At 72.4% G+C, this 10,190-nt stretch carries 8 protein-coding genes and 1 pseudogene; 2 read left to right on the top strand and 7 right to left on the bottom strand.

The features are described from left to right. Window positions 1-299: 299 nt before the first annotated feature. The 4 genes from FNH04_RS33215 to rpe form a co-directional block, all read right to left on the bottom strand. A complete protein-coding gene (locus tag FNH04_RS33215) occupies window positions 300-1,742 on the bottom strand; it encodes a GuaB1 family IMP dehydrogenase-related protein (protein ID WP_322724556.1) in 1,443 nt (480 codons plus the stop codon). Window positions 1,743-1,872: 130 nt separating this feature from the next. Then, window positions 1,873-2,226 (bottom strand): barstar family protein, encoded by a 354-nt coding sequence (locus FNH04_RS33210; protein WP_152789561.1) that lies wholly within the window; start codon window positions 2,224-2,226, stop codon window positions 1,873-1,875. Window positions 2,227-2,388: 162 nt separating this feature from the next. After that, window positions 2,389-3,432, bottom strand: coding sequence for a sugar-binding transcriptional regulator (locus tag FNH04_RS33205; RefSeq protein ID WP_322724555.1), 1,044 nt, complete (start codon window positions 3,430-3,432; stop codon window positions 2,389-2,391). 200 nt (window positions 3,433-3,632) lie between these two features. Then, the gene (gene rpe / locus FNH04_RS33200) at window positions 3,633-4,319 is read right to left on the bottom strand and encodes a ribulose-phosphate 3-epimerase (RefSeq protein WP_152789560.1); all 687 of its coding nucleotides are present in this window, start codon (window positions 4,317-4,319) and stop codon (window positions 3,633-3,635) included. Between the two features lie 158 nt (window positions 4,320-4,477). Here rpe and FNH04_RS33195 point away from each other — a divergent pair, with 158 nt between their 5' ends. After that, window positions 4,478-6,637 carry an MMPL family transporter gene (locus FNH04_RS33195; protein WP_152789559.1) on the top strand — a complete coding sequence of 720 codons (2,160 nt, stop codon included), beginning with the start codon at window positions 4,478-4,480 and terminating at the stop codon, window positions 6,635-6,637. Here the strand turns inward: FNH04_RS33195 and FNH04_RS33190 are convergent. Together FNH04_RS33190 and fmt are read right to left on the bottom strand one after the other, a co-directional pair. Next, a complete protein-coding gene (locus FNH04_RS33190; RefSeq protein ID WP_322724552.1) occupies window positions 6,618-8,045 on the bottom strand; it encodes an RsmB/NOP family class I SAM-dependent RNA methyltransferase in 1,428 nt (475 codons plus the stop codon). The genes FNH04_RS33195 and FNH04_RS33190 overlap by 20 nt on opposite strands. 102 nt (window positions 8,046-8,147) lie before the next feature. Then, a complete protein-coding gene (gene fmt, locus FNH04_RS33185) occupies window positions 8,148-9,080 on the bottom strand; it encodes a methionyl-tRNA formyltransferase (protein WP_152789558.1) in 933 nt (310 codons plus the stop codon). Window positions 9,081-9,395: 315 nt separating this feature from the next. On the opposite strand from fmt, the gene FNH04_RS33180 reads away from it, so the two are divergent. Beyond that, window positions 9,396-9,947 carry a hypothetical protein gene (locus FNH04_RS33180; RefSeq protein ID WP_152789557.1) on the top strand — a complete coding sequence of 184 codons (552 nt, stop codon included), beginning with the start codon at window positions 9,396-9,398 and terminating at the stop codon, window positions 9,945-9,947. Window positions 9,948-10,070: 123 nt separating this feature from the next. Here the strand turns inward: FNH04_RS33180 and FNH04_RS48100 are convergent. After that, window positions 10,071-10,190, bottom strand: a pseudogene (locus FNH04_RS48100) (primosome assembly protein PriA); the annotation flags it as partial.

Raw genomic sequence — 10,190 nt, 5'->3', positions numbered from 1 at the left:
GGGTCGGGGACTGCGGGGGTGCGCCGTGGTCGAGCACGCGTCGGCTCCTTCATCGCTGCCGGTCAGGGCGGGTGAGGACCGGCGGCAGCCCAAGGCAGGGACCCACCGAGCAGGAGGTCCCCGCCACGCCACGTACAGCGCACGAGCCTACTGATCATCGCTTCGCGGGCGTAACGCAGCAACCTTGCGTACCTCCGCAAGATCGTTGCGTTCACCGGGGCCGCGTGCATGATCGTTGCGCGAGGGCTCTCGACCATGGGCCGGGGGTTCCCGAAACGTTCGCGCCCCCCCTTCGCTCCTCAGTTCCAGCTGGCGTGCAGGGGCTGGCCCTCCGCGTAGCCGGCGGCGCTCTGGACACCGACGACGGCCCGCTCGGCGAACTCCTCCAGGGAGGCGGCGCCCGCATAGGTGCAGGACGAGCGGACGCCCGCGATGATCGAGTCGATCAGGTCCTCGACACCCGGGCGGGCCGGGTCGAGGAACATGCGCGAGGTGGAGATGCCCTCCTCGAACAGGGCCTTGCGGGCGCGGTCGTACACCGACTCGTCGGACGTGCGGTTCCGGACGGCACGCGCGGAGGCCATACCGAACGACTCCTTGTAGAGGCGCCCGTTGGCGTCCTGCTGGAGATCGCCCGGCGACTCGTACGTCCCCGCGAACCAGGACCCGATCATCACGTTGGACGCACCGGCCGCGAGGGCCATCGCGACATCGCGCGGATGCCGTACACCGCCGTCGGCCCACACGTGCTTGCCGTGCCTGCGCGCCTCGGCCGCGCACTCCAGGACGGCGGAGAACTGCGGCCGCCCCACCCCCGTCATCATGCGGGTGGTGCACATGGCGCCGGGGCCGACACCGACCTTGACGATGTCCGCGCCGGCTTCGACGAGGTCGCGCACGCCCTCGGCGGCGACGACGTTGCCCGCCACGATCGGCACCGCCGGGTCGAGCGCCCGGACCGTCCTGATGGCGCTGATCATCGACTCCTGGTGGCCGTGGGCCGTGTCGATGACGAGGGTGTCGACGCCCGCGTCGAGGAGCTGCTTGGCCTTGCCCGCGACATCGCCGTTGATACCGACGGCGGCGGCCGTGCGCAGCCTGCCGTGCGCGTCGGTCGCGGGGGTGTAGAGCGTGGCGCGCAGGGCGCCCTTGCGGGTCAGGATGCCGGCGAGCCTGCCGTCGGGGTCGACGGCGGGGGCGTACCGGCGGTTGGCGGCGTCGAGGGTGTGGAAGGCCTCGCGCGGATCGATCGTGGCGTCGAGGAGCAGCAGGTCCCTGGACATGACCTCGGCGAGCTGGGTGAAGCGGTCGACGCCGGACAGGTCGGTGTCGGTGACGACACCGACCGGCTTGTGGTCCTCGTCCACGACCACACCCGCGTTGTGCGACCGCTTCGGCAGCAGGGAGAGGGCGTCGGCGACGGTCTGGTGGGGGCCGAGGACGATCGGCGTGTCCAGGACGAGGTGCCGGCCCTTCACCCAGGAGATGACCTCGGTGACGACCTCGATCGGGATGTCCTGGGGGATGACGACGAGCCCACCGCGCCGGGCGACGGTCTCGGCCATACGACGGCCCGCGATGGCGGTCATGTTGGCGACGACGAGCGGAATGGTGGTGCCCGTGCCGTCCGGGGAGGTGAGGTCCACGCCCTGGCGGGACCCGACCGCGGATCGGCTCGGCACCATGAAGACGTCGTCGTACGTCAGGTCGTAGGCGGGCCGGATGTCATTGAGGAAACGCACGTGCTGCACATCCCAGTCGATCAGAGGTGGCCCCCCGACAGGTCAGCCAGGGGGAAGAGCACGTACCTCATTTTCCCACGGCGGCAGGCGTCCACGGTCCGGACGGATCGTCCGAGCGGCCGGGGACGCCCTAGGAGGATTCTCCGAGCGCGAGCACCACCTGGAGCGGGGTCCCGGTGCCGCGCCAGCGGTCGCCTGCCTCGGCGAACACCTCCTGCGCCATGCTCCAGTCGTTCGGCACCGCCAGGGCGAACTCCCGCCAGTTCCGGATCATGACCAGACGCCCCCGCGCGGGCGGCGCCCACGACAGGTCCCCGAGACAGTCGGCGAGGGCGTCCCAGTTGCGCCCGAAGTACCCGGGCAGCGCCAGCGCACGGACGCAGCGGTCCATGAAGGCGGGCTTGTCGGTGACTCCGGCGAGGTCCAGCTCGATATGGGCCCAGCCCCCGGCGGCCAGCGCTTCGGCGAGAGTGCCGTCGCTCATCTCAGCACCGCCCTGATCGAGTCGTAGTGATCATCGTTGCACACCTTTCCCGGGCTCGCCCCGGAAAGGGGCGCGAGAAACCGCGCGACCAGCCGCATCGGCCCCGCGGCCGCCCGCACATCCCGACCAGGCGGACGAGACGCACCGGTCGCAGGCAGAGCGTTACGGCCCGTCGGGGTCCGCTCTGTTCAGCGCATGCCGAGGCGCAGGCCCCGCCATCAGCAGGGAGTCCGCCGCCGACGTGTCCGTGACGAGGCTGGTGACCAGCCCCGACCGGAGGACCGCGTCAATGGCGGCAGCCTTCCGCTGGCCACCCGCGATCGCGACGACCTCGGGGATACGGCGCAGCTGGTCGGCCTTGACGGTGATGCACCGCTCGCCGAGGTCCCGTCCGACCCGGCGCCCCTCGGCGTCGAAGAGGTGGGCCGACATCTCGGCGGCGACACCGAGGGACGCGTAGTGGGAGCGCTCCTCCTCGGTGAGCATGTCGTGCACCGTCGAGATGCCCGCCTCCCAGGAGCCGATGGAGACGCAGGCGACCGTGACCTTGTCGAAGTACTCGAAGGCGCGGGCGATCCCGGTCTGGTGGCGCAGCGCGGCCGCGGTGGCCGCGTCCGGCAGCAGCATCGGCGCGTAGATGGGGTGGGCGTCACCGCCCGAGACCTGGGCGGCCCGGCGGACGGCCTCCACCGAGCCGCGCTCGGCGGTCCCGGCGTCGTACACGCCCGTCAGCTGCACCACCGTGCAGGGCGGCAGCCGGTCGAGGGCGGCCGCCATGTGGATGGTGGAGCGGCCCCAGGCGAGCCCGAGGACATCACCTTCGGTCACCAGTTCGCCCAGAAGATCCGCGGCGACCTCGCCGAGGTTCTCCGGGTCGGGCGACTCCTCCGCCTCGGCCGGCGACTCGACGACCACGGCGTGCCTGAGGCCGTAGCGGGCGCGCAGCGCGTCGGAGCGCTCGGCGTCCAGCTCGGCCGGGACGCGGATCTCGATGCGTACGAGATCCCGTTCGAGGGCGGTCTCCAGGACCCGGGCCACCTTGAAGCGGCTGACGCCGAACTCCTCCGCGATCTGGATCTTGGACTTGCCCTCGAGGTAGAAGCGGCGGGCCATCGCCGCCGCCTGCACCAGCTCAGCGGGTCCCATCCGCATGGCTGACCGGCCCGCCGACATACCCGACACGGCCATCTCCTCACTGCTGTTCACACTCTGGATACGCCGTTCATCCTTGCAGATCCGGCGTATTGGATCAGCCCTGATGGGCGGCGTTCACATTCCCTTGGCCATGGAGTCGCTCGTCCACGGGCTCGAACGGCCCGCCGACCGGGCTCTCCCCAGCGGCTCCGCGGGGTTTCCGGTCAACGTTCCGGGGCCCCGCGAGGTTCCTGGGGCAGGTTTTTGGGGCATCAGTGGGCGCAGGCCCAGGCCGCCGTGGCCGTCACCGACTCCGCCTGCGTGCGCAGGGCCCGTACCGCCTCGGCGGGGTCCTCGGCGCCGTACACCGCCGAGCCGGCCACGAAGACGTCCGCGCCCGCATCGGCGCAGCGCTCGATGGTGGAGGCCGAGACGCCGCCGTCGACCTGCAGCCAGAGCTCGAGACCGTGCTTGGTGATCAACTCGCGGGTGCGGCGGATCTTGGGCAGCATGATGTCGAGGAACGCCTGGCCTCCGAAGCCCGGTTCGACCGTCATGATCAGCACCATGTCGAGCTCGGGAAGCAGGTCCTCGTACGGCTCGACGGGTGTCGCGGGCTTGAGCGCCATGGAGGCCCGGGCGCCCTTGGCACGGATCTCACGGGCGAGCCGCACCGGCGCGGCGGCCGCCTCGGCATGGAAGGTGACGGACCCGGCACCCGCCTCGACGTACTGCGGCGCCCACCGATCGGCGTCCTCGATCATGAGGTGGCAGTCCAGCGGGGTGTCCGTCGCACGGGCCAGCGACTCTACGACCGGCACACCGAGCGTGAGGTTCGGGACGAAATGATTGTCCATCACGTCCACATGGAGCCAGTCGGCCCCTTCGACCGCCTTCGCCTCCTCGGCGAGGCGGGCGAAGTCGGCGGACAGGATACTGGGGTTGATCTGCACGGCCATGGCACAAGCCTCCCATGCCCGGCGCGGCCCCTTGCCCCCGGTCCGGACCTGATGCCCTCCGCCGCTGCCTCCCCGCGGGCGCCCACGCCGTACCGGCCCGCCCGACGGCTCCGCGCGGAAGCGGTGGACCGGCTCCGCGTGCGGCTGCGGGGGTGGTCATGACGGAGGCGCGGGACGGGCGGGGGAAGGGCGTCGCGTACCTGGTCTGCGGGCGCCGCGCCAAGTGGCTGGTGCTCGTCCTGTGGGTGGTGGTGCTCTTCCTGACGGCGCCGCTGGCGCTGAAGCTCTCCGACGCCCAGGACAACGACGCGCAGTCGTGGCTTCCCGGCTCCGCCGAGTCGACCCAGGTCCTGGAGATCTCCGAGGACTTCAGGCCGGAGCAGATCCCCGCGGTGGTCGTATACGCGCGCGAGAGCGGCCTCACCGCCGAGGACCGGGCGCGGATCGACGAGGACGTACGGCAGCTCAAGCAGCTCAGCGACCACGGGATCCGCGGCGCGGAGACCAGGGGGCCGGTCTACGACCGGGAGGCCGATCCCCGGGCCGCCCAGGTGCTGGTCCCGATCACGATGGACGAGGAGGGCTGGGACCGCATCGCGCCCGCGGTCGACTCGATCCGTGACGTCACCGGGGAGAGCGGGGGCGGACTGGCCGTCCACATCACGGGCCCGGGCGGTACGTCGGCCGACTTCTCCGAGGCGTTCGAGGGCATCGACTCCACGCTGCTGTTCGCGGCGATGGGCGTCGTCATCGTGATGCTCCTGATCACCTACCGCAGTCCGACTCTGCTGGTGGTCCCGCTGCTCGCCGTGATCGCCGCCCTGTTCACCGCGCAGGCGCTGATCTATCTGCTGGCCGAGCACGGCGGCCTGACGGTCAACGGCCAGAGCGCGGGCATCCTCACCGTCCTCGTCTTCGGCGCGGGCACCGACTACGCACTGCTGCTGGTCGCCCGCTACCGCGAGGAGCTGCGCCGCCACGAGGACCGCCACGAGGCGATGGCCCTGGCCCTGCACCGCGCGGGACCGGCCGTGATCGCCTCCGGCGCCACCGTCGTGCTCAGCATGCTCGTCCTGCTGGTCGCCGAGATGAACTCGACGAAGAGCCTCGGCCCGGTCGCGGCCATCGGTATCGCCGTCGCCCTGCTCGCGATGATGACGCTCTTCCCCGCGCTGCTGGTGATCTTCGGCCGGTGGATCTTCTGGCCGGTGATCCCGCACCACGGCACGGCCGACCCGGCCGAGCGCGGTGTGTGGGCCCGTACCGGGCGCGGGATCGCCCGCCGCCCGCGCATGATCTGGGCCGTCACGGCGGCGGTCCTCGCCCTGTGCTCCCTCGGCATGATCCAGCTGCGCGCCGAGGGCATCAGCAACGCGGACGCCTTCACCGACACCCCGGACTCGATCGTCGGCCAGGAGGTGTCCGAGCGCTACTTCCCGGCGGGCAGCGGCGATCCCCTCTTCATCGTCAGCAACCGGGCACAGGCCGAGGAGGTCGGCCGCACGGTCGCCACGACACCCGGTGTCGTGCCCGACTCCCTGGGTCTGCCGCCGGGCGCGAAACCCGAGCACGAGGGCAGGGTCCTGTTCGAGGCGACCATGAGCGACCCCGCCGACAGCGAGGCCGCGAAACAGACCGTGGAGCGCGTCCGGGACGCCGTCCACGCAGTACCGGACGCCGACGCCAAGGTGGGCGGCGGCACGGCGGCCCTGCTCGACATGGACAGGGCGACGACCCACGACAACGTCCTGATCATCCCGCTGGTCCTGGTCGTGGTCCTGCTGATCCTCTGCGCCCTGCTGCGCGCCCTGATCGCACCCCTGCTGCTCGTCGCGACGGTGATCCTGTCGTTCACCGCCGCCCTGGGCATCAGCGCGCTCGCCTTCCGGTACGCCTTCGACTACGCGGGGGAGACGACCGACTTCCCGCTGTTCGTCTTCGTCTTCCTCGTCGCCCTGGGCATCGACTACAACATCTTCCTGACCACCCGTATCCGCGAGGAGGCCGCCCGTCAGGGCACCCGCCCGGGAGTGGTGACGGGTCTGGCGGCGACGGGCGCGGTCATCACCTCCGCCGGCCTGGTCCTGGCCGGCACCTTCGCCGCCCTCGGCACGCTCCCCCTGGTCGCCTTCGCCGAGATCGGCTTCGCGGTCGCCCTGGGCGTGCTCCTGGACACCTTCGTCGTACGCTCCGTCCTGGTCACGTCCCTGTTCCTGGACGTCGGTCCGAAGGTGTGGTGGCCCCACCGGCTCGCGCGCGAGGACGGCGGGGGTGCGCCACCGGAACCCGTCCCGAAGGTCACGCGACCCGGCGGATGAGCGCCAGATACATCGCGTCCGTCCCGTGCAGATGCGGCCACAGCTGTACGTCCGGTCCCTCGCCCAGATCCGGTACGCCCTCCAGCAGCGGCCGCGCGTCGATGAGATCGGCCGCGGAGCCGTACTGCTTGAGCACGTCGTCGACGACGGCGCGGGTCTCCGCTAGATGCGGCGAGCAGGTGACGTACCCGACGACACCGCCGACGCGGACGGAGTCGAGCGCGGTCCGCAGCAGCGCGCGCTGGAGCGGCGCGAACGCTTCCAGGTCCTCGGGACGCCGACGCCACCGCGCCTCGGGCCGCCGACGCAGGGCGCCGAGTCCCGTACAGGGCACGTCCATCAGCACCCGGTCGAAACTGCCGGGCCGCCACGGCGGCCGCGTCCCGTCGGCGGCGATGACCTGGTACGGGCCCGGGTTCCCGTCGAGCGCCTTGGCGACGAGCCCGGCCCGGTGCGGCTGCTTCTCGGAGGCGAGCAGCACGGCACCGCGCTCCGCGGCGAGCCCGGCCAGCAGCGCGGCCTTGCCACCGGGCCCGGCGCACCCGTCCAGCCATGCCCGGTCGGGCCCTTCCAGGGGTGCGCCCGCGAGGGCGAGCGCCACGAGCTGGCTGCCCTCGTCCTGCACGCCCGCACGGTTCTCCCGTACGGCGTCGATGGCGCCCGGCTCGCCGCCCTCGCTGAGCCGCACGGCGTACGGCGACCAGAGGGCCGGAGCGGCCTCGTCCCCGAGCGCGTCGAGGAGCTCACGCGCGGTGGTCCGCCCGGGCCGGGCGACGAGGGTGACTTCGGGGCGGGCGTTGTCGGCTTCGAGCAGCTCCTCCATGCCGGAGCGCCCGCCCCCGAGCGAGTCCCACAGGGCGGAGACGACCCAGCGGGGATGCGAGTGCACGACGGCGAGATGATCCTCGGGATCGTCGTCGTACGGCGGCGCCACGCGCTCCAGCCATCCGTCGAGGTCGTGCTGCGCGACCTTCCGCAGCACGGCGTTGACGAACTTGGCGCGCCCGTCGCCGAGGACGACCCGCGCGAGCTCGACGGAGGACGAGACGGCGGCATGGCTGGGGATCCGTGTGCCGAGCAGCTGATGCGTGCCCAGGCTCAGCACGTCCAGCACGGGCGGGTCGACCTCCCGCAACGGCCGGTCGACACAGGCCGAGAGAACGGCGTCGTACGTCCCCTGCCGCCGCAGCGTCCCGTACACCAGCTCGGTGGCCAGCGCCGCGTCGCGCCCGTCGAAGTCGCCCTTCTCCCGCGCCTTCCTGAGCAGCGGCGGCAGCACGAGGTTCGCGTACGCGTCCCGCTCGTCCACGGCCCGCAACGCCTCGAAGGCGAGGATGCGGACGGGGTCCTTCTGGGGCCGGCGGTAGGGCTTGCCCGGCCTGCGCGGCCGACGCGACTGCTCACTCACGAAAAAGGTGCTCCGGATATGGGATTTGGGGTGCGATGCCCAGCGTACGTCGCTGGGGTGGGCCCGGGACGCCTCGGGTGGGTCAGGCTTCGAGGGCCCGGGTCAGGCCCCGAGGCTCTCGCCGGAGGCGATCCGTACCCCGCGGGCCCAGTCGGCGGCGCGCATCGGCTTCTTGCCCTGGGCCTGGACCCAGAGCAGCTCCACGGCGTACGAACCGGTCCCGGCGTACACGTTGTTCTTGCCGACGGCCAGCGCGCCCGGGGCGAGATCGGTGCGCTCGGGGACCGGCGTGACCTGGATCAGCTTGAGGCGCTCGCCGCGGAAGTCCGTCCACGCACCGGGGGCAGGCGTGCATCCGCGCACCACCCGGTCGACACGGAGGGCGGGGGCCGACCAGTCGACGTGCGCGTCCTCGACGGTGATCTTCGGCGCGACCGTGATGCCCTCGGTGGGCTGCGGAACGGCCTTGACCGTCCCGTCCTCGATCCCGTCCATCGTCGCGGCCAGCAGCCCGGCCCCGGCGAAGGCGAGCCGGGTGAGGAGGTCACCGCTGGTGTCGGTGGGCCGGACCGCCTCGGTGACGGTCCCGTACACGGGCCCGGAGTCGAGGCCCTCCTCGATGAGGAAGGTCGACGCCCCGGTGATCTCGTCCCCCGCCATGATGGAGTGCTGTACGGGTGCGGCGCCGCGCCAGGCGGGCAGCAGCGAGAAGTGCAGGTTGACCCACCCGTGCGCGGGGATGTCGAGGGCGACCCGGGGCAGCAGGGCGCCGTACGCCACGACGGGGCAGCAGTCCGGCGCGATCTCCCGCAGCCGTGCCAGGAAGTCCTCGTCCCTGGGCCTGTTGGGCTTCAGCACCTCGATGCCGGACTCCTCCGCGCGCTCGGCGACAGGGCTCGCGACGAGCCGCCGCCCCCGCCCCGCCGGCGCGTCGGGCCGCGTGACGACGGCGGCCACCTCGTGCCGCCCGGAGGCGATCAGGGCGTCCAGAGCGGGAACGGCGACCTCGGGGGTACCGGCGAAGACGAGCTTCATGGGTGACTGTCGGCCTCTCGGGCGGGAGTTCGGACCGCCCCGCACATCTCCGGGCACCGGGTGGGCGGGGCGACGCACCAGTCTATGAGGCACGGTGACGTCGGGGCGCCGGGGCACAGGGCGCCGGGGCATCCGGAGGCCTCGGGGCGTGCGGACGGGAAACACCACCCGGGGGCGTACGCATATGCCCTTACGCCCCCGCAGCGTGACCACAGACTCCGAAGCGCGTTGGTCAAGAAAGATTGACCAACAGGCCGCGTACCGCGGCCCGTCCTTCTTCCCAACCTTTTCAACGCCGGTTCGAGAGGCTTGTTCATGGCCGACCACGCAACCCACGACGCCCAGGCCCGGGCCAGCCTGCACTTGCTGGTGCGGGACATCGAGCGGGTCCGCCGGCAGGTGGACGCACTGCGCACCCTGACCGCCCAGTTGGGCAACGTCTACCGCCCGCGCCGCTCCGGGCCTTCCACGGGCTTCGTCGTCTACGGACGCGCCCCCGCCCCGACCGTCCGCCTCGCACAGGAGCTGCGGGACAGCGTCGAGACCCTGGTCACGGCGGCCGTGGACTTCGACCGCTCCCTGGGCTTCTCGTGGGACGCGGTGGGCTCGGCGCTCGGAGTCACCAAGCAGGCGGTGCACCGCCGTTACGGCGCCCGCCGCGCCGCCGCCCAGGCCACGGTGGCCGCGGCCGACCTCGACCGCGCCCCGGAGCCCGCGGGCTCCCGCACGGTCAACGTCAACACCGGCATCCCCACGGTGCCCACGGTCCCGGCGGCGCGCTCGATGCCCAGCCAGCCGACGGCGGGCAGCCCGACCCTCCGCGAAGAGGCGAGGCCCACGGCGTTCCCGGGCCCTCGCAGCGGCTGACCCGTCCCTGTCTGCCTCCCGGTACCCGACCGGGAGGCAGTGACCCGGAAGCGGCGAGGGAGGGCGATCAGCTCCCCTCACGGGTACGCACCGAGCGCTCAGAGCTCCCTCACGCAGCCCCTCTCACCCGATATCCAGCGGATCCACCCGGATCCGCACGCCGCCCTCGCTCCCCCCACGCGCCATCCGGGCCGCCTGCGCCTTCTTCAGCGCGGCCGCCAGTGCGGCCCCGCTCCCCGGGGG

Source organism: Streptomyces phyllanthi (assembly GCF_009377205.1).
Taxonomy (GTDB): Bacteria; Actinomycetota; Actinomycetes; order Streptomycetales; family Streptomycetaceae; genus Streptomyces; species Streptomyces phyllanthi.
This window is presented reverse-complemented; position numbering and strand designations above follow the sequence as displayed.

Bases quoted from the DNA above. Each gene is read 5' to 3' on its own strand.
- FNH04_RS33210 (WP_152789561.1), bottom strand. From the start codon at position 2,226: ATGAGCGACGGCACTCTCGCCGAAGCGCTGGCCGCCGGGGGCTGGGCC.
- rpe (WP_152789560.1), bottom strand. From the start codon at position 4,319: ATGGCCGTGCAGATCAACCCCAGTATCCTGTCCGCCGACTTCGCCCGC.
- FNH04_RS33195 (WP_152789559.1), top strand. From the start codon at position 4,478: ATGACGGAGGCGCGGGACGGGCGGGGGAAGGGCGTCGCGTACCTGGTC.
- fmt (WP_152789558.1), bottom strand. From the start codon at position 9,080: ATGAAGCTCGTCTTCGCCGGTACCCCCGAGGTCGCCGTTCCCGCTCTG.
- FNH04_RS33180 (WP_152789557.1), top strand. From the start codon at position 9,396: ATGGCCGACCACGCAACCCACGACGCCCAGGCCCGGGCCAGCCTGCAC.